Origin of the sequence: Mesorhizobium sp. AA23 (assembly GCF_001672435.1) — a bacterium.
Taxonomy (GTDB): domain Bacteria; phylum Pseudomonadota; class Alphaproteobacteria; order Rhizobiales; family Rhizobiaceae; genus Mesorhizobium.
In genome coordinates, this window is the sequence record NZ_LYTP01000005.1 from 33,979 (window position 1) to 52,281 (window position 18,303).

At 63.9% G+C, this 18,303-nt stretch carries 19 protein-coding genes; 2 read left to right on the plus strand and 17 right to left on the minus strand.

Annotated elements, in window-relative coordinates:
• Positions 1-39: 39 nt before the first annotated feature.
• From ntrC to dusB, 3 genes are read right to left on the minus strand one after another with little or no spacing between them, the layout of a single operon-like run.
• The gene (gene ntrC, locus A9K66_RS06530; RefSeq protein WP_066989709.1) at positions 40-1,500 is read right to left on the minus strand and encodes a nitrogen regulation protein NR(I); all 1,461 of its coding nucleotides are present in this window, start codon (positions 1,498-1,500) and stop codon (positions 40-42) included.
• A complete protein-coding gene (locus tag A9K66_RS06535) occupies positions 1,497-2,639 on the minus strand; it encodes a nitrogen regulation protein NR(II) (RefSeq protein ID WP_066989706.1) in 1,143 nt (380 codons plus the stop codon). The genes ntrC and A9K66_RS06535 overlap by 4 nt, the downstream gene beginning before the upstream one ends.
• Positions 2,636-3,664: a tRNA dihydrouridine synthase DusB gene (gene dusB / locus A9K66_RS06540; protein ID WP_067321358.1), complete on the minus strand. Its 1,029-nt coding sequence runs from the start codon at positions 3,662-3,664 to the stop codon at positions 2,636-2,638. The genes A9K66_RS06535 and dusB overlap by 4 nt, the downstream gene beginning before the upstream one ends.
• A 139-nt stretch (positions 3,665-3,803) precedes the next feature.
• On the opposite strand from dusB, the gene A9K66_RS06545 reads away from it, so the two are divergent.
• Together A9K66_RS06545 and A9K66_RS06550 are read left to right on the plus strand one after the other, a co-directional pair.
• Positions 3,804-5,021, plus strand: a complete 1,218-nt coding sequence (locus tag A9K66_RS06545; protein WP_067321361.1) for a bifunctional 2-C-methyl-D-erythritol 4-phosphate cytidylyltransferase/2-C-methyl-D-erythritol 2,4-cyclodiphosphate synthase — start codon at positions 3,804-3,806, stop codon at positions 5,019-5,021.
• Positions 5,018-5,500, plus strand: a complete 483-nt coding sequence (locus tag A9K66_RS06550; RefSeq protein WP_067321364.1) for a CinA family protein — start codon at positions 5,018-5,020, stop codon at positions 5,498-5,500. The genes A9K66_RS06545 and A9K66_RS06550 overlap by 4 nt, the downstream gene beginning before the upstream one ends.
• Here the strand turns inward: A9K66_RS06550 and A9K66_RS06555 are convergent.
• The 14 genes from A9K66_RS06555 to A9K66_RS06620 all read right to left on the minus strand — a co-directional run bounded on the left by A9K66_RS06555 (position 5,497) and on the right by A9K66_RS06620 (position 18,301).
• Complete coding sequence (locus A9K66_RS06555) at positions 5,497-5,973, minus strand: type II toxin-antitoxin system RatA family toxin (protein WP_066989693.1); 477 nt, start codon at positions 5,971-5,973, stop codon at positions 5,497-5,499. The genes A9K66_RS06550 and A9K66_RS06555 overlap by 4 nt on opposite strands.
• A gap of 7 nt (positions 5,974-5,980) precedes the next feature.
• Positions 5,981-6,946 carry a lipoyl synthase gene (gene lipA / locus A9K66_RS06560; protein ID WP_066989925.1) on the minus strand — a complete coding sequence of 322 codons (966 nt, stop codon included), beginning with the start codon at positions 6,944-6,946 and terminating at the stop codon, positions 5,981-5,983.
• 130 nt (positions 6,947-7,076) lie between these two features.
• Complete coding sequence (locus A9K66_RS06565) at positions 7,077-7,334, minus strand: GlsB/YeaQ/YmgE family stress response membrane protein (RefSeq protein ID WP_067321367.1); 258 nt, start codon at positions 7,332-7,334, stop codon at positions 7,077-7,079.
• Between the two features lie 102 nt (positions 7,335-7,436).
• Positions 7,437-8,885, minus strand: coding sequence for a dihydrolipoyl dehydrogenase (gene lpdA, locus A9K66_RS06570; RefSeq protein ID WP_067321370.1), 1,449 nt, complete (start codon positions 8,883-8,885; stop codon positions 7,437-7,439).
• Between the two features lie 18 nt (positions 8,886-8,903).
• On the minus strand, positions 8,904-9,542 hold the full coding sequence (locus A9K66_RS06575) for an SGNH/GDSL hydrolase family protein (protein WP_067321373.1): 639 nt from the start codon (positions 9,540-9,542) through the stop codon (positions 8,904-8,906).
• Positions 9,539-9,955 carry a hypothetical protein gene (locus A9K66_RS06580; protein ID WP_067321377.1) on the minus strand — a complete coding sequence of 139 codons (417 nt, stop codon included), beginning with the start codon at positions 9,953-9,955 and terminating at the stop codon, positions 9,539-9,541. Before A9K66_RS06580 ends, A9K66_RS06575 begins: the two co-directional genes overlap by 4 nt.
• A 16-nt stretch (positions 9,956-9,971) precedes the next feature.
• The gene (locus A9K66_RS06585) at positions 9,972-11,336 is read right to left on the minus strand and encodes a pyruvate dehydrogenase complex dihydrolipoamide acetyltransferase (protein WP_067321380.1); all 1,365 of its coding nucleotides are present in this window, start codon (positions 11,334-11,336) and stop codon (positions 9,972-9,974) included.
• An 18-nt stretch (positions 11,337-11,354) separates the two neighbouring features.
• On the minus strand, positions 11,355-12,746 hold the full coding sequence (locus tag A9K66_RS06590; protein ID WP_067321383.1) for a pyruvate dehydrogenase complex E1 component subunit beta: 1,392 nt from the start codon (positions 12,744-12,746) through the stop codon (positions 11,355-11,357).
• Between the two features lie 13 nt (positions 12,747-12,759).
• A complete protein-coding gene (gene pdhA / locus A9K66_RS06595; protein WP_067321386.1) occupies positions 12,760-13,806 on the minus strand; it encodes a pyruvate dehydrogenase (acetyl-transferring) E1 component subunit alpha in 1,047 nt (348 codons plus the stop codon).
• A 178-nt stretch (positions 13,807-13,984) separates the two neighbouring features.
• Positions 13,985-14,308 (minus strand): septum formation initiator family protein, encoded by a 324-nt coding sequence (locus A9K66_RS06600; RefSeq protein ID WP_067321389.1) that lies wholly within the window; start codon positions 14,306-14,308, stop codon positions 13,985-13,987.
• 167 nt (positions 14,309-14,475) lie between these two features.
• Positions 14,476-15,750 (minus strand): phosphopyruvate hydratase, encoded by a 1,275-nt coding sequence (gene eno, locus A9K66_RS06605; RefSeq protein WP_066989668.1) that lies wholly within the window; start codon positions 15,748-15,750, stop codon positions 14,476-14,478.
• Positions 15,751-16,141: 391 nt separating this feature from the next.
• On the minus strand, positions 16,142-16,507 hold the full coding sequence (locus A9K66_RS06610; protein WP_066989666.1) for a PRC-barrel domain-containing protein: 366 nt from the start codon (positions 16,505-16,507) through the stop codon (positions 16,142-16,144).
• A gap of 79 nt (positions 16,508-16,586) precedes the next feature.
• Complete coding sequence (gene kdsA / locus A9K66_RS06615) at positions 16,587-17,429, minus strand: 3-deoxy-8-phosphooctulonate synthase (RefSeq protein ID WP_067321392.1); 843 nt, start codon at positions 17,427-17,429, stop codon at positions 16,587-16,589.
• A complete protein-coding gene (locus A9K66_RS06620) occupies positions 17,426-18,301 on the minus strand; it encodes a VOC family protein (protein ID WP_067321395.1) in 876 nt (291 codons plus the stop codon). The genes kdsA and A9K66_RS06620 overlap by 4 nt, the downstream gene beginning before the upstream one ends.
• Positions 18,302-18,303 lie beyond the last annotated feature (2 nt).

Below are 18,303 nucleotides of genomic sequence, written 5' to 3' on the forward strand. Positions count from 1 at the left end.
AATCTTTCCCCGACTTAATCCCCAAAAGTGAAGGCAAAGTCAGGGCTGCCTGGCGGCCTTGTAGACGTTGACGCCAAGCTCGCGGATCTTCTTGCGCAGCGTGTTGCGGTTGAGGCCCAGAAGCTCGGCCGCCTTGATCTGGTTGCCGCGCGTCGCGGTCATCGAAGCCAGCACCAGCGGATATTCGACCTCGGCGAGGATGCGTTGGTACAGCCCGGAGGGCGGCAGGTCGCCGGCGAAGGACGCGAAATAGCGCTGCAGGAAATGCTCGACCGCCTGGCCGATCGACAGGTCGTCGGGGATCAGCGCGCCGCCGTCCGGCACGACAGATCGCTCGCCGGTCTTCAGTTCGGCCTCGATGATCTCGGCCGAAATCTCGTCCTGCGAATAGAGCGCGGCGAGCCTGCGCACCAGATTTTCCAGCTCGCGCACATTGCCGGGCCAGGGATAGCGCTTCATCAGCTCGATGCCACCGGCGGAAATGCGCTTGGTCTGCAGGCCTTCGCTGGCGCCCTGCTTGAAGAAATGCCGGACAAGGTCAGGCACGTCTTCAGAACGCTCTCGCAACGCCGGAAGTCGCAGCGGCACGACGTTCAGGCGGTAGAACAGGTCCTCGCGGAACAGGCCCTGGTTGATCAAGGTCCGCAAATCCTTGTTGGTGGCGGCGACGATGCGCACGTCGGTCTTGATCGGCGTGCGGCCGCCGACGGTCGTGTATTCGCCCTGCTGTAGCACGCGCAGCAGGCGCGTCTGCGCCTCCATCGGCATGTCGCCGATCTCGTCGAGGAACAGCGTGCCGCCTTCGGCCTGCTCGAAGCGGCCGGTGGAGCGGTTCTGCGCGCCGGTGAAGGCGCCCTTCTCATGGCCGAACAGTTCCGATTCGATCAGGTCGCGCGGGATCGCGGCCATGTTGATGGCCACGAAAGGCCCGCCGCGGCGGCGGCCGTATTCGTGCAGCGCGCGCGCTACCAGCTCCTTGCCGGTGCCGGATTCGCCGCTGATCATCACCGTCAGGTCGGTCTGCATCATGCGGGCCAGCATGCGGTAGATGTCCTGCATGGCGGCCGAGCGGCCGACCAGCGGCATCGTCTCCGGCTGATCGTCGGCGCGGGAATCCAGCTTCGGCCGCTTCGGCTCGGCAAGCGCGCGGTTGACGATGTTGAGCAGCTCGGTCAGATCGAAGGGCTTCGGCAGATACTCGTAGGCGCCGGTCTCGGAGGCGCGGATGGCAGTCATGAAAGTGTTCTGCGCGCTCATGACGATGACCGGCAGCTCGGGTCGCGCCTTCTTGATGCGCGGCAGCATGTCGAAGGCGTTCTCGTCCGGCATCACCACATCGGTGATGACGAGGTCGCCCTCGCCGGCAGCCACCCAGCGCCACAGCGTCGAGGCGTTCGAAGTCACGCGCACTTCATGGCCCACGCGCGACAGCGCCTGGTTGAGCACGGTTCGGATCGCCGCATCGTCGTCGGCGACGAGGATATTGCCGCGAACGGTCATTTGCGGTCTCCTTCAGCTTCGTCGCCGGCGTTGGGCAAAGTGTCCTTCCAGGCCGGCATCAAGACGCGGAAAGTGGTTCCACGCTGCGTCGAATCGCATTCGATGATGCCGCCGTGCTCGCCGACAATCTTGGCGACCAGTGCCAGCCCGAGGCCCGAGCCGTTCGGTTTGGTGGTGATGAACGGATCGAAGAGGATCGGCAGGATGTCCTCGGAAACACCGGGGCCGTTGTCGTGCACGCAGAATTCCAGCGGCAGCGAGACGCGGTCTTGCGTTCCCGGCACGGAAACGCGGATGCCGGGCCGGAAAGCCGTCGACAGCACGATCTCGCCCTGCGGGTCGGCGCCGATCGCCTCCGCGGCGTTCTTGACCAGGTTGAGGAACACCTGGATCAGCTGGTCACGGTTCGCATAGACTGGAGGAAGCGATGGATCATATTCCTCCAAGATCTTGATTTTTTTTGCAAAGCCGTTCTTGGCGATCGCTTTCACATGATCCAGAACGACATGGATGTTGACGGGAAAGCGCTCGATCGGCCGCTCGTCGGAAAACACTTCCATGCGGTCGACCAGCGACACGATGCGGTCGGTCTCGTCGGTTATCAACCGGGTGAGGGCACGGTCCTCGTCGGAGGCCGAGAGCTCGAGCAGTTGCGCCGCGCCGCGGATGCCGGAGAGCGGGTTCTTTATCTCATGCGCCAGCATGGCCGCCAGGCCGGTGACAGAACGGGCGGCACCCCGATGTGTCATCTGCCGGTCGATCTTGTCGGCCATCGACCGTTCCTGGAACATCACCACGACCGAGCCGGGAAACTCCGGCACCGGGGCGACGTAGAGGTCGACCATCTTCTCGATGCCGAGGCGCGGCGAAGAGACGTCGACGCGGTATTCGTTGACCGGCGCGCGGCGCTCGCGCACCTGGTCGACCAAGGTGAGCAGCGGACTGCCGAACGGGACCAGCTTGGACAACGTGTTGCGCGCCAGCATGGTCGCGCTGGAGCGGAAGAAATCCTCTGCATCCGCGTTGGCGAAGGTGATGAAGCCGTCGGCATCGACCATGATCACCGGGCGGCGAATGGTGTTCAGCACGATATTGGCGGCATCCGCGGTGTCGGCCGGCTGTGGGAGGTTCGTATTCATGCCGCGCTCCGCAATTCTGGCGATGCCGCGCTTTCGGTAAAGGCTTGGCGCAGCCCGGCGATCACTTCAGCCGGCTCGAAGGAAGTGAGGATGTGCTTGCGCCGTTCCGCCGAAGCACGAGTCGCGTGCCTGTCCAGATACCAGCCGAGATGCTTGCGCGCCTGGCGGAGCCCGCTTTCGACGCCGTAGAGCGAGAGCATGTCCTCGTAATGCGCAACCACGTAGTCAGCGAGCCTCTTGGGCGTTTCGGGAATATCGGTTGCAGACATGCCAGCGGCGGCTGCCGCGATGCTGCCGGCGGTCCACGGCGCGCCGTAATGGGCACGGCCGATCATCACCGCGTCGGCGCCTGATTGATCCAGGATCGTCGCAGCCTCTTCCGGCGAGCCGACATCGCCATTGGCCACCACCGGGATCGAGACCGCTTCCTTGACGCGCGCAATGGCGCGCCAATCGGCCTTACGCTGATAGAACTGGCAGCGCGTGCGGCCGTGGACGGTCACCATGCGCACGCCGGCCAGCTCGGCGCGGCGCGCCAACATCGGCGCGTTGAGCGCGCTTTCGTCCCAGCCGAGCCGCATCTTGACCGTCACCGGCACCGAAACGGCATCGACCACCGCCTCGATCAGCGAGAGCGCGTGATCGAGATCGCGCATCAGCGCCGAGCCGGCATAGCCGCCCGTCACCTTCTTTGCCGGGCAGCCCATGTTGATGTCGATGATGTCGGCGCCCTCGCCCGCCGCGATTCGCGCGCCCTCGGCCATGTGCGCTGCCTCGCGGCCAGCAAGCTGCACCATATGGACGGGCAGCCCGGAATGGCGGATGCGCAGATCGCAGCCGGCCCTTCCCTTGGCCAGTTCGCCGCTCGCCACCATTTCCGACACGACCAGCCCGGCACCATGCGCATGCGCACGCTGACGGAACGGCTCGTCGGTTATGCCGGACATCGGCGCCAGGAACACGCGGTTGCGTATCCTTACGCCGCCGACGTCGAGCGGCGAAGCCAATGTGGTCAATTCAGGCATGCACAAAAACCAAGCATGTTCGATTGCTGCACATTGTGTAGCCAGATGCAAGCCATTGTGCAACGCGCAATGACGTCACATTAAGGCGCATTTTGGAAAATGCTGGCCTTCCCTGCCAGCCGCGACTAAGCCTCTCGCCATGACTGACACAAGTGAAAAACCGGACGGCAAGGTCGGCGTGGTCATTGTCGCCGCCGGCCGCGGCGCCCGTGCCGGACAGGCCGAGGGGCCGAAGCAGTATCAGCGCATCGGCGGACGCGCCGTCATTGCGCATACGCTGGAAAGATTCCTGTCACATCCAGCCGTCGGGCCAGTGGTGGTGGCGATCCACGCCGACGACCGCGAGCTGTTCGAGCGCGCGGCGGGAGCTAATGCTACGCACACGCTCATCGTCATGGGCGGTCCGTCCCGCCAGGCTTCCGTCCGGCTGGGACTTTTGGCGCTGAGGGAGCAGGCGCCGGCAAAGGTGCTGGTGCATGACGCGGTGCGCCCGTTTGTCGATCATGGGCTCATCGACCGAACCATCGAGGCCATCGGCGAGCGCCAGGGCGCCCTGCCGGCGCTGCCCGTCGCCGACACGCTCAAGCGGGAATCGGCCGAGGGCATGATCGAGGAGACGGTGTCGAGGGCCGGCCTGCACGCGGCGCAGACACCGCAAGGCTTCCCGTTCTGGCCGTTGCTGGCGGCGCACGAGAAGGCGCATCATCTCGGCAAAAGCGAGTTCACCGACGACGCGGCGATCGCCGAATGGGCGCATATTCCGGTCAAGATCGTCCAGGGCTCGCCGGACAACATCAAGCTCACCTGGGCAAGGGATATCGCGATGGCCGACCAGCGGCTCTCAAATGCGCTGCCGCGCTTTCCGGACATCCGCACCGGCAATGGCTACGATGTGCACGCGTTCGAAGCGGGCGACCATGTCACTCTGTGCGGGGTCACTATCCCCTATGACCGGAAACTCTCCGGCCATTCGGACGCCGATGTCGGGCTTCATGCGCTCACCGATGCGTTGCTCGCCACCTGCGGCGCCGGCGACATCGGCACGCATTTCCCGCCGTCGGACCCGCAATGGAAGGGCGTTGCCTCGAAAATCTTCGTCGAGCATGCGGCGACGCTGGTGCGCGAGCGCGGCGGGCGCATCGCCAATGCCGATATCACGCTGATCTGCGAGGCGCCGCGGGTGGGGCCGCATCGCGAGGCGATGACGGCGGCGCTGGCGGCGATGCTCGGCATTGCGCCGGAACGCGTTTCCATCAAAGCGACGACCAACGAGAAGCTCGGCTTTGTCGGGCGCGGCGAAGGCATTGCGGCGATCGCGACCGCCAGCGTCGTCTATCCGGGAGACGTGCCGGCATGAGCAACGCGGAATTAGCCAACGCCCTGCTCCAGGCTTGTCAGCAGCGCGGCATCATGCTGGCCACGGCCGAGAGCTGCACCGGCGGTCTGATCATTGCAGCACTGACCGACATTGCCGGCTCTTCCGCGGTGGTCGATCGCGGCTTCATCACCTATTCCAACGAAGCCAAGATGGAGATGCTCGGCGTCTCCGCGGCGACGCTTGAGGCGCATGGCGCGGTCTCGGGTGAGACGGTCAGGGAGATGGCTGCGGGCGCGCTGACGCATTCGCGCGCGAGCCTCTCCCTTGCCGTCACCGGAATTGCCGGCCCGAGCGGCGGCTCGTCGGAAAAGCCGGTGGGTCTCGTCTGGTTCGGGATGGCATTTGCCGGCCAGCCGGTCGTCGTCGAGCGCCAGCTGTTTGGTCATAAGGGGCGCGAATTCATCCGCCACGAGACGGTCCGGCACGCGCTGCAGCTTGGCCTGCGAGCGCTGGACTAGGCTATCCGCGGATCAGGCGTGCCTTGCGCTGCGCCGTAGATCACGTTCGCTCGCTTCTCGAATGCTTCGGAAAACATGCGGAAGGCGCGATCGAACATCGTGCCCATCAGCGCGCCGAGAATGCGGCTCTTGAATTCGTAGTCGATGAAGAAATGCACTTCGCAGCCGCCATCGGCCGGATCGAAGCGCCAGATGTTGCTGAGATATTTGAACGGGCCGTCGATGTATTTGACGTCGATGGCGTTCTCGTCGGGCTTCAGCAGCACCTGCGTCGTAAAGGTCTCGCGGATCGCCTTGTAGCCGATGCTCATGTCGGCGACGAGGATGGTGCGGCCGTCGCGCTCCTTGCGCGAGCGCACCGTCAGCGCCTCGCAGAGCGGCAGGAATTGCGGATAGGTCTCGATATCCGCCACCAGCGCGAACATCTGTTCCGGCGTGTAGGCGACGCGGCGGGTGGCTTCGAATTTCGGCATGAAAGCGTCAGCTGGCCTTCTTGAGCTGCGCCTCGCGCGCCGCGCGCAGCCTGGCGAAATCCTCGCCGGCATGATGCGAGGAGCGCGTCAGCGGGCTCGAAGCCACCAACAGGAAGCCCTTCGTCTTGCCGATCGTCTCAAAGGACTTGAACTCGTCCGGCGTGATGAAGCGGATCACCGGATGGTGCTTCTTCGAAGGCTGCAGGTATTGGCCGATGGTCATGAAGTCGACATTTGCCGAACGCAGGTCATCCATGAGCTGCAGCACTTCGTTCCGCTCCTCGCCGAGGCCAACCATGATGCCGGACTTGGTGAAGATCGACGGATCGAGTTCTTTCACGCGCTGCAGCAGCCGGATCGAGTGGAAGTAGCGGGCGCCGGGCCGCACCGTCAGGTAATTCGACGGCACGGTTTCCAGATTGTGGTTGAAGACGTCGGGCTTGGCGGCAACGACGATCTCAAGCGCGCCGTCCTTGCGCAGGAAGTCGGGCGTCAGGATCTCGATCGTCGTTGAAGGCGCGGCGGCGCGGATGGCGTGGATGACATCGGCGAAATGCTGCGCGCCGCCGTCGTCGAGGTCGTCGCGGTCGACCGATGTGATGACGACGTGGCTGAGGCCCATCTGCTTGACCGCATGGGCGACACGCGCCGGCTCGTCCGCGTCGAGGGCGGTCGGGATGCCGGTGGCGACATTGCAGAAGGCGCAGGCGCGCGTGCAGATCTCGCCCATGATCATGAAGGTGGCGTGCTTCTTGTCCCAGCATTCACCGATGTTCGGACATCCGGCCTCCTCGCACACCGTTACCAGCTTGTGCGACTTCACGATCTCGCGTGTCTCGGCGTAACCCTTCGAAACCGGCGCCTTGACGCGGATCCAGTCCGGCTTGCGCAGCACTTCCTGGTCCGGCCTGTGCGCCTTTTCGGGATGCCGCGGGCGCGGCGCATTGGCGATCGTGTCGAGAACAGTGACCATTTCGAACCCTTCGCGGCCGCCCGCGTCGCGGCCGCCTGTCTGCGTCATCTAGGACTTTTCGGAATAAAGAAAAAGGCCACGCCGGCGCATGCCGCCACGGCCATTTTCGCATAACGGACTTCGCTGGGGCTCAGCGCCGTACCAGCCGGCCGACAAAGATCAGCAGGCAGGCGCCGATGAAACCGGTGATGAGATAGGCGAACCAGCCGGCGCCGAAGGACTGGATGTTGAGAGCCTGTAAGATCGCATTCAGAACGATCGCGCCGACGATACCCAAAATGATGTTCATGAAGATGCCGGTGTTGCTCTTCATGACCATTTCGGCGAGCCATCCGGCCAAGCCTCCGATGATGATGGCTGCTATCCAGCCCACGCCATTCACGTCCATATGCCAATTCCTCCTTGATCAGGTGAAAATGCATCCGGATACGAACTGCTTTGCCCTCAGAATCCTCCGGCTGCCGCGTCTGAGTCTCGCGCGAGCAGTCTATCATGCGTTCAAAGCGCGGCCATAGGCGTCGAGCACGCTTTCCTTCATCATCTCCGACAGGGTCGGATGCGGGAAGATCGTGTGCATCAGCTCTTCCTCTGTGGTCTCCAGGTTCATCGCCACGACGAAACCCTGGATGAGCTCGGTCACCTCGGCGCCGATCATATGCGCGCCCAGCAGCTGCCCGGTCTTCTTGTCGAAGATGGTCTTGATGAAGCCCTGGTCCTCGCCGAGCGCGATGGCTTTGCCGTTGGCGCCGAACTGGAAGCGGCCGACGCGGATGTCCTTGCCCTCGGCCTTGGCCTTGGCTTCGGTCAGGCCGACCGAGGCGACCTGCGGGCTGCAATAGGTACAGCCCGGGATCTTCAGCTTGTCGATGGCGTGCACGCCCGGGATATTGGCGATCTTCTCGACGCAGATCACGCCCTCGTGCTCGGCCTTGTGGGCGAGCATCGGCGGCCCGGCCACATCGCCGATGGCGTAGATGCCGGGCACGTTCGTCCTGCCGTAGCCGTCGACCACGACGCAGCCGCGATCCGTCTTGACGCCGAGCGCCTCGAGGCCGAGGCCCTCGATATTGCCTTGCACGCCGACGGCCGAGATCATGCGGCCGGCCGTGATCTTCTCGACTTTGCCGTCCTTCATCTCGACATGCGCGGTGATCGAATTGGCTGATTTCTCGACCTTGGTCACCTTGGCTTCCAGGATGATCTTCATGCCCTGCTTCTCGAACTGTTTCTGCGCGAATTTCGAGACCTCGGCATCCTCGACCGGCATCACCGCCGGCAAAAGCTCGACCACGGTCACATCGGCGCCCATGGTGCGGTAGAAGGAGGCGAACTCGATGCCGATGGCGCCCGAGCCCATCACCAGCAGCGACTTCGGCATCTCCTTCGGAACCATGGCCTCGAAATAGGTCCAGATCAGCTTGCCGTCCGGCTCGATGCCAGGCAGCGCGCGCGGCCGCGCGCCGGTTGCGAGGATGATGTGCTTGGCGGTGTAGGTGCCCTCGCCCTTGACGCCTTTCGGCGCCGGCGGCTGCGGCTCCATGGCCTTCTTGGCCGTCTTGGAGACTACGATCTCACCCGGCTTCGAAAGCTTGGCCTCGCCCCAGATGACGTCGACCTTGTTTTTCTTCATCAGGAAGGCGACGCCGCCATTCAGCCGCAGCGAGACCTTGCGCGAGCGGTCGACGACCGCGGCGGTGTCGGCGCTGACCTTGCCGCCTTCGAGCTTCAGCCCGTAATCCTTGAGGTGATCGGAATAGTGCATGATCTCGGCCGAACGCAGCAGCGCCTTGGTCGGGATGCAGCCCCAGTTCAGGCAGATGCCGCCGAGATGCTCGCGCTCGACGATCGCCGTCTTGAAGCCGAGTTGGGCGGAGCGCACCGCCGTGACATAGCCGCCGGGACCGGAACCGATGATGATGACGTCGTAGGATTCAGCCACGGGTTTCTCCCTGATTTTCTAGAGTTCCAGCATGACGCGCACCAGCGGTGCCAGCGCCTTGCCGATCTTGCGTGTGTTTTCGGCATCGAGATGGACGCCGTCGAGCGGCGTGGTGACGGCGACGGAGCCGGCGTCGAAGAAGCCGCAGCCGGCCTCGTCGGCAAGCGAGGAATATTGCGGCGCCAGCCGCTTCGAGGCGTCATCGCCGCCGGCGAACATTTCCTTGAATTCGGCATTCTCGGTGCGCGTCACCGCGGGCGGCGCGACAATGAGGATCTGCGGAGCCGGCCAGTCGAACGGATAGTCGTGGCCGCGCACGATATCGATCAGGCGCTGCATGCCCTGCTTGGCGGCAACGGGATTGCCGTGGATCCACGGCTTCATGTCGTTGGCGCCCAACATGATGATGATCAGGTCGAGCGGCGCGTGCGTCGTGAGGATCGTCGGCAGCATTCTCGCGCCGTTGCGGTCGGCACCGGCGAGGTGATCGTCAAAGGCAGTGGTGCGGCCGTTCAGCCCTTCGGCGATGACCTCGATGCCGTCGCCCAGCGCCGTCTTGAGAACGCTCGGCCAGCGGTCCCCCAGCGCATGGCGGCCGAGGCTGCCGGCGTCGTAGCCCCAGGTCAGCGAGTCGCCATAGCAGAGAATTGTCTTCATGCGGTTGTCCCCCAGCCGAATGCCGCCGCCGAGCGCTTGAGTTGCCAGCGCGGCCATTGCACGATGATCGCCGCTACGCCCGGCAGGATCAGCCCGGAAACGATCGAAAGGTCATTTGCGGTCGCCCGGCTCTCGGCCGGCACCGAAAACGTCCAGCCCACCAGCGCCAGCAGCCCGAGACAGAAAAGCGCAAGCAGCAGCCACAGCATCCCATCGAGCGCCCGCACCGGCTTGCCTCGGAATTGAACGAGGAAGAAGCCGACCGTGACCACAACGACGATCATCACCGTGGCCGCGAAGACCAGAATGCATTCCTCTGTCGCGCCGGTGATGACCGCCAGCTCTTGAACGACCAGTCCGCCGGCCAGACCGGAAAGAATGAAGGCTAAAAGGCTGGTGAAGAATTTCCGCACCGCCTTTGTCCCTTCCTTACACCAGCATGCCCATCGGATTTTCGATCATGCGCTTGAAGGCGCCGAGCAGCTCCGCACCGAGCGCGCCGTCGACGGCGCGGTGATCGGTCGACAGCGTCACCGACATCATGGTCGCGATCTTGATCTCGCCTTTCTTCACGATGGCGCGCTCCTCGCCGGCGCCGACCGCAAGGATCGTGGCGTGCGGCGGGTTGATAACGGCGGCAAAATCCTTGACGCCGAACATGCCGAGATTGGACACGGCCGTGGTGCCGCCCTGGTATTCCTCGGGCTTCAGCTTGCGGCTGCGGGCACGGCTTGCCAGATCCTTCATCTCATTGGAGATGACGGACAGCGTCTTTTCGTCTGCGTGGCGGATGATCGGCGTGATCAGGCCGCCGGGTATCGACACGGCGACGCCGACATCGGCGTGCTTGTGCTTGACCATGGCGTTTTCGGTCCAGGAGGCGTTGGCGTCCGGCACCGCCATCAGCGCCATCGCCATCGCCTTGATCACCATGTCATTGACCGAGAGCTTGTAGGCCGGGACCTCGCCCTTCTCGGTTTTCCGCATCGGGGCCGCGGCGTTGAGCTGCGTGCGCAGCGCGAGCAGCGCATCGAGCTCGCAATCGAGCGTCAGATAGAAATGCGGAATGGTGCTCTTGGCTTCGACCAGGCGGCGCGCGATGGTCTTGCGCATATTGTCGTGCGGGACGAGCTCGTAGGAGCCTTCGGCGAAGAGTTTCAGCACCTGATCGTCCGACATCGGCTTCGGCGCGGGGGCAGGAGCGCCTGCAGGCGCACCGGCAGGAGCCTTGCCGGCAGGCGCAGCCTTGGCGCCGCCGGAAGCGATCGCCGCCTCGACATCGGCCTTCACCACGCGGCCATGCGGACCGGAGCCACTAAGCCCCTTCACGTCGACACCGGCATCCTTGGCGATGCGGCGGGCGAGCGGGGAGGCGAACACGCGCTCGCCGCCGGCGTGGCCGTTGGCGACCGGTGCAGGCTCGGCCTTCGCCGGCGCGGCCGCCGGCTTCGGCGCTTCCTTGGGGGCCTCGGCCTTCGCAGGGTCCGCTTTCGGAGCCTCCGCCTTGGGCGCCGCACCGCCATCGCTCTTTGCGGCAGCACCGGCGTCCTCGCCTTCGCCTGCCAGAATGGCGATCACCGCATTGACCTTGACGCCTTCGGTGCCTGCCGGAACGACCAGCTTAGCGACTGTGCCCTCATCGACGGCTTCGACTTCCATCGTCGCCTTGTCGGTCTCGATCTCCGCGATCACGTCACCGGGCGCAACATGATCGCCTTCCTTGACCAGCCACTTGGCGAGATTGCCCTCTTCCATGGTGGGCGAGAGAGCCGGCATGGTGATGTTGATTGGCATGTTGTCCTCCCGACCGGCTCAGCGATAGGTGACGGCTTTGACCGCCTCGACGACCTCGCCGACATTGGGCAACGCCAGCTTTTCGAGGTTCGCCGCGTAAGGCATCGGCACATCCTTGCCGGCGATGGTGATGACCGGCGCATCGAGGAAGTCGAAGGCGCGCTGCGAGACCTGGCTGGCGATGTGGTCGCCGACCGAGCTCTGCGGGAAGCCTTCCTCCACCACGACCAGCCGGTTGGTCTTCTTGACCGAGGCGATGATGGTATCGAAGTCGAGCGGACGGACGGTTCTCAAATCGATGATCTCGGCGTCAAGGCCCATGCCGCGCAGTTCGGCCTCGGCCTTGACCGCATAGGTCATGCCGATGCCGAAGGAGACGAGGGTGACGTCCCTGCCCTGCTTGTGCACACGCGCCTTGCCGATCGGCAGCACGAAATCGTCGAGCTTCGGCACGTCGAAGGACTGGCCGTAGAGAATCTCGTTCTCGAGGAAGATGACCGGGTTCGGATCGCGGATCGCGGCCTTGAGCAGGCCCTTGGCGTCGGCGGCCGTGTAAGGCATCACCACTTTCAGGCCGGGGATGTGGCTGTACCAGGCGGCGTAGCACTGCGAGTGCTGGGCGGCGACACGGGCCGCGGCGCCGTTCGGGCCGCGGAAGACGATCGGCGCGCCCATCTGGCCGCCGGACATATAGAGTGTCTTGGCGGCCGAATTGATGATCTGATCGATCGCCTGCATGGCGAAGTTGAAGGTCATGAACTCGACGATCGGCTTCAGGCCTGCCATCGCCGCGCCCACACCGACGCCGGCAAAGCCATGCTCGGTGATCGGGGTATCGACGACGCGGCGCGGCCCGAACTCCTGCAGCAGGCCTTGCGTGATCTTGTAGGCGCCCTGGTATTCGGCAACTTCCTCGCCCATGACGAAGACATCGCCGTCGCGGCGCATTTCCTCGGCCATCGCGTCACGCAGCGCCTCGCGCACCGTGGTCGAGACCATTTCGGTGCCGGCAGGGATGTCCGGATCGGCCGCGACTTCCGCCTTCGGCGCGGCGGCGACAGGCGCAGCCGCCTCGCTTTTGGCCGCGGCGGGCGCCGGTGCCGGCGCGGCCGCTTCAGCCTTGGGCTCTTCTTCGCCGATGCCTTCGCCGGCCTTGTCGACGTCTTCGCCGTCGACCGCAAGCACGGCGATCAACGCGTTGACCTTGACGCCTTCGGTGCCGGCCGGAACCACGATCTTGGCGAGCGTGCCTTCATCGACGGCTTCGACCTCCATCGTCGCCTTGTCGGTCTCGATCTCGGCGATGACGTCGCCAGCGACGACCTTGTCGCCTTCGTTCTTCAACCACTTGGAAAGATTGCCCTCTTCCATCGTCGGCGAGAGAGCGGGCATGAGAATTTCGATCGGCATGTCCGTGCCCTCCTTAGAGTACGATGTCGGTCCAGAGCTCGGACGGATCCGGCTCGGCGTCGTGCTGGGCAAATTCGGCGGCGTCGGCGACGATGTCGCGGACCTCCTTGTCGATGGCCTTGAGATCGTCTTCGCTCGCCCACCTCTTATCGATCAGGCGCGCCTTGACCTGTTCGATCGGGTCGTGCTCCGAGCGCATCTTCTGCACTTCTTCCTTGGAGCGATACTTCGCCGGGTCGGACATCGAATGCCCGCGATAGCGATAGGTCTGCATCTCGAGGATCAGCGGGCCGTTGCCGGCGCGGCACCATTCGGCGGCGACGTCGCCGGCTGCCTTGACCGCGCGAACGTCCATGCCGTCGACCTGCATGCCGGGAATCTTGAAGGAAGCGCCGCGGTTGGAGAAGTCGGTCTCGGCGGATGAGCGCGACACCGATGTGCCCATGGCGTAGCGATTGTTCTCGATGATGTAGATTACCGGCAGCTTCCACAGCGAGGCCATGTTGAAGCTTTCATAGACCTGGCCCTGGTTGGCGGCGCCGTCGCCGAAATAGGTCAGCGAGACATTCTTGTTGTCGCGGTAGCGGTTGGCGAAGGCCAGGCCTGTGCCCAGCGACACCTGCGCGCCCACGATGCCGTGGCCGCCATAGAAATGCTTCTCCTTGGAGAACATGTGCATGGAGCCGCCCTTGCCTTTCGACAGGCCGCCACGGCGCCCGGTGAGCTCGGCCATGACGCCGCGCGGCGACAGATCCATAGCCAGCATGTGGCCATGGTCGCGATAGGCGGTGATCATCTGGTCGCCCTCGATCAGCGCCATCTTCATGCCGGTAACGACGGCCTCCTGGCCGATATAGAGGTGGCAGAAGCCGCCGATAAAGCCCATGCCGTAAAGCTGGCCCGCCTTCTCCTCGAAGCGGCGAATGAGCAGCATGTGCCGGTAGGCGGAGAGCTCTTCTTCTTTGGTGAAGTCGGCTGGCTTGGGGGTGGAAAGGGCCGACGATTTGCCGTCGGATCTGGATTTGGACTTGGCAGGCGCTTTTCTGGCGGCGGTGGCCATACATCACTCCCTGTTGGCGTCTCTTCGCGGACATTCAAGGGAGAGCGACCCGTCTCCCCACCGATTTGAGCGAGGCTAACACGCAAGAATGCAATGCGCCATGCTGAAAAATGCATGGCTGACATGCATCCTAAGCGATTAGAATCATTGCAAATAAGTTTGATTAACCGAAATTCGGTTATTTTGCCGAAGCCGGCAGCATGATGGTGATTTCGCCCGGATGGGACAGATTGAGCGCCTTTCGGGCCTGCTCGTCAAGCATGTCCTTTTCCAGCGTGCCTTCATGCATGAGCTGGACACGACGTTCGAAGTCGATCCGGCGCGCCTTGACCGCGTCGAGCTGAGTCTGGAGTTCGGCCGCCTGGGCCTGCAGCCGATATTTGGAGTAGATGCCGAACTCACCGTGATAGGCATGGAAGCCGAAATAGGCGAGAAACAGCACGCAGAGCGACGGAACGATCAGCTTGCCGGTGTTTCTCTGCTTGTGCTGACGTGTCCACATGACCCGACCCCTTTCGGCCGCGAGCGCAAGCGGCTGTTCGAGTCTTTTTTCGCCCGATTGTGCTTAATGGACGGTTACGGCTGGCTGGACTGAGACCTGCCGAAACAAAAAGAGGCGGGGAAACCCGCCTCTCCGCCTCTTTCAACAACCAAGACAGTTTGTCCGGATCAGCCCTTGACCACCGACTTGCCGGCGTAGCGCGCCTGCCGGCCGAGCTCTTCCTCGATCCGGATGAGCTGGTTGTACTTGGCCATGCGGTCTGAGCGCGACAGCGAGCCGGTCTTGATCTGCCCGCAGTTGGTGGCGACGGCGAGGTCGGCAATGGTCGAATCCTCGGTCTCGCCCGAGCGGTGCGACATGACGGCGGTGTAGCCGGCCTTGTGCGCGGTCTCGACCGCGTCGAGCGTTTCGGTGAGCGAGCCGATCTGGTTGACCTTGACCAGGATCGAGTTGGCGACGCCCATGCGGATACCGTCGCGCAGTCGCGCCGTGTTGGTGACGAACAGATCGTCGCCGACCAATTGGGTCTTCTTGCCGATCAGATCGGTCAGGTATTTCCAGCCCTCCCAATCGTCCTCGGCAAGGCCGTCCTCGATGGTGACGATCGGATAATCGGAAGCGAGCTTGGCGAGGTATTTGGCCTGCGCCTTCGGATCGCGGGTCTTCTTCTCGCCCTCATAGACGTAGTTGCCGTCCTTGAAGAACTCGGTCGCCGCGCAGTCGAGGCCGAGCGCCACGTCCTCGCCCGGCTTGAAGCCGGCCTTCTCGATCGATTCCATGATGAAATCGAGGGCCGACGGCGCGCTCTTCAGGTTGGGGGCGAAACCGCCCTCGTCGCCGACATTGGTGTTGTGGCCGGCATCCTTCAGCTTCTTCCTCAGCGTATGGAAGATTTCAGAGCCCCAACGCACGCCGTCGCGCAGCGTCGGCGCGCCGACCGGCAGGATCATGAATTCCTGAAAGTCGATCGGGTTGTCGGCATGAGCGCCGCCATTGATGATGTTCATCATCGGCACCGGCAGGATGTGCGCCTTGGCGCCGCCGACATAGCGGTAGAGCGGCAGCCCGGCGGCCTCGGCGGCGGCCTTGGCCACCGCCAGCGACACGCCGAGGATGGCGTTGGCGCCGAGCCGGCTCTTGTTCGGAGTGCCGTCGAGCTCGATCATCGTCTGGTCGATATGGATCTGGTTCTCGGCTTCCATGCCGCCGATCGCCTCGAACAACTCGCCGTTCACGGCCTCGACGGCGCCCTGGACTCCCTTGCCGAGATAGCGCGGCCCGCCGTCGCGCAGCTCGACCGCCTCATGCGCGCCGGTCGAGGCGCCCGACGGAACGGCGGCGCGGCCCATCGAGCCGTCTTCCAGCACCACGTCGACCTCGACGGTCGGATTTCCACGGCTGTCCAGGATTTCACGCCCGACAATGTCGATGATGGCGGTCATTGCGATGTCCCCGATTGATCGATTGAAGCGTCGCGCCCCTCTTAGCCAAAGCCCGGCAAAAGGCAATTGGGCGGTCCGCAATAATTGCAGGCGACAAGATTCACGAAGCGCAAATCTTTGTCATCATTAGTCATGCGCGCGACTCGCCCTTCTGATTTATGGTCGTGTTTGCGCGGGGCGAAACACGAGGAGTTTCGCCATGTCTCAGTTGAGCGGTATCGTGAGTTTGTTCCTGATCGCGGCGGCGTTCCTAACGTCCTGCGACACCCAGAAGCCTCAGCAGAACTCCACGGAGCTATCCACCCTTCGGACCGCTGAATAGGTTCCTCAACGCTCGAAGGCCCCCGGACCCGGGGGCCTTCTCGATTCTGGAAGCAGCCGCTCAGGCCGATCAGTGCCAGTAAGGCTTCACGTGGTAGTATTCGAAGGATGCGTCGCGGGCCGCTTCACCATCGGCGCCGGTCAATTCCTCGATCGAGTAGGCCGGTGCCGCCTTGAGCTGTTCCTTCGTGAAAGGCACGACGTAGCCGCCCATGTTTTCATCATAGTCGAGGCTTGCCCACGGAATGGCGTGATACTTCTCGCCCATGCCGAGGAAGCCGCCGAAGCCGATAACCGCGAACATGATCCCGTTCGACATCTTGTCGAGCATCACGTCCTCAATGCTGCCGATGCTGTCGCCGGCGGTGTTGTAGACCGAGGTGCCGATGACGCGTGAGGCGGCGATGGCTTCGGTGTGGCCAGACGGAGTGGTCATTGTTGTGCTCCTCTCATTTGATTGTCCGTTGTGGACAATGAGGGGAGCGGGCGAAGGTTCCAGATTTTCGGCTGCCCTGCTACGGCCTCTTGGCGATCCGATCGAACGCCATCAGCCTTTCCAGCAATGCGGGAAGATTCTTCAAGGGCACCATGTTGGGGCCGTCCGAGGGGGCGTTGTCCGGATCCTGGTGGGTTTCGATGAACACGCCGGCAACGCCGATCGCCACGGCGGCGCGCGCGAGGGTCTCGACAAAGCGTCGTTCGCCACCGGTCGAGCCGCCCTGCCCGCCCGGCTGCTGCACGGAATGGGTGGCGTCGAAGATCACCGGCGCGCCGATCTCGGCCATGATCGGCAGCGCTCGCATGTCCGACACCAGTGTGTTGTAGCCGAAGGAGGCGCCGCGCTCGGTGACCAGCACGTTGGCGTTGCCGGAACCGGTGACCTTGGCGACGACATTCTTCATGTCCCATGGCGCCAGGAACTGACCCTTCTTGACGTTCACCACCTTGCCGGTGCGCGCCGCCGCAATCAGCAGATCCGTCTGCCGGCTGAGAAAGGCCGGTATCTGCAGCACATCCACATGCGGCGCGACCAATGCGCATTGCTCCTCGGTGTGGACGTCGGTCAGCACCGGCAGTCCGAACTCCTTGCGCAGGTCGTCGAAGATCGGCATCGCCGCCTCGATCCCGGCACCGCGCGCGCCGCCGAGCGAGGTGCGGTTGGCCTTATCGTAGCTCGTCTTGTACACCAGCCCGATACCGAGCCTTGTGGTTAGTTCCTTCAGTGCGCCGGCCATGTCGAAGGCGTGCTGGCGCGACTCGAGTTGACAGGGGCCTGCGATCAGCGACAAGGGCGCATTGTTGGCGAAAACCACCTTGCCGACGCTTACCGCGGCATTGGGCGCAAGGGGCTCGCTCATGGGATCTCCCGAAAGATGAAGGCCGCGCCCTGACCGGGTGCCGGCGGCACGACGACATCGTCGTCGCTCATGTTGTGCTCTATCGCGTTTGCCGCAAGTAGCTGGGTAGCTGCGGCGACGCTGCGAACCGCAAAGATGACGGCCGCAAATCGCAGGTCCGAAGGCTGCCTTGCCGAAGCACCGAACCGTGCGGCAAAAGCGTCGGGCGTCAGAACGGCCAGGGTCGCGTTTGGCAGGTCAGTCCTGTCGCCGTCGCTCGCGTCCTGGCCGGCAGCGATCGATATCAGTCCCCTCTGGCTCGAAGGCTCGTCGCTCACCGCCACGATCTCAACGATGCCGGTCACGCCATTGGCATGTGCCTGCAGTGCGGTGCGGTCGATCTGCGGCGCGTTGATGCGCTGGCAGGCGAACAGGAAGGCGTCCGGTGCTTTTCTATCGGCCGCGAATGCCAGTTTGAACGATGCCGTGTCGCTTTTGCCCGTGGTGTCGGTGAAGGCGCGCGAAAAGCTCAACATGTTGCCAGCCGACAGCCCCGCTTCGACATAGCGCGCGTGGTCGGCATCTGCATCGGCGGTCCCGAAGACGACCGCGGAGAAGCCCTCGTCGTCAAGCCTGCTGCGGTAAAGGCGGTCGCGCGCGACGAAGACGTTGCCTTCGCCCATCGCCCGATCGGCCGTTTTGTCATCGCCGACGGCCAGCGGTTCCAGATAGGTGCCGTCGGTGAAGAAGACACAAGCGTTCTCGGTCCCGAAAGGATGGACGCCGGTCGGGGCGACGACGAAGCCGAGCGACGAGAGGCGCTGCCTTGCAATGTGGAGGCTCCGCGTGGGCAGAACGAGATGGTCGAGCGGATGGGGCGGAGTTTTCGTCATGC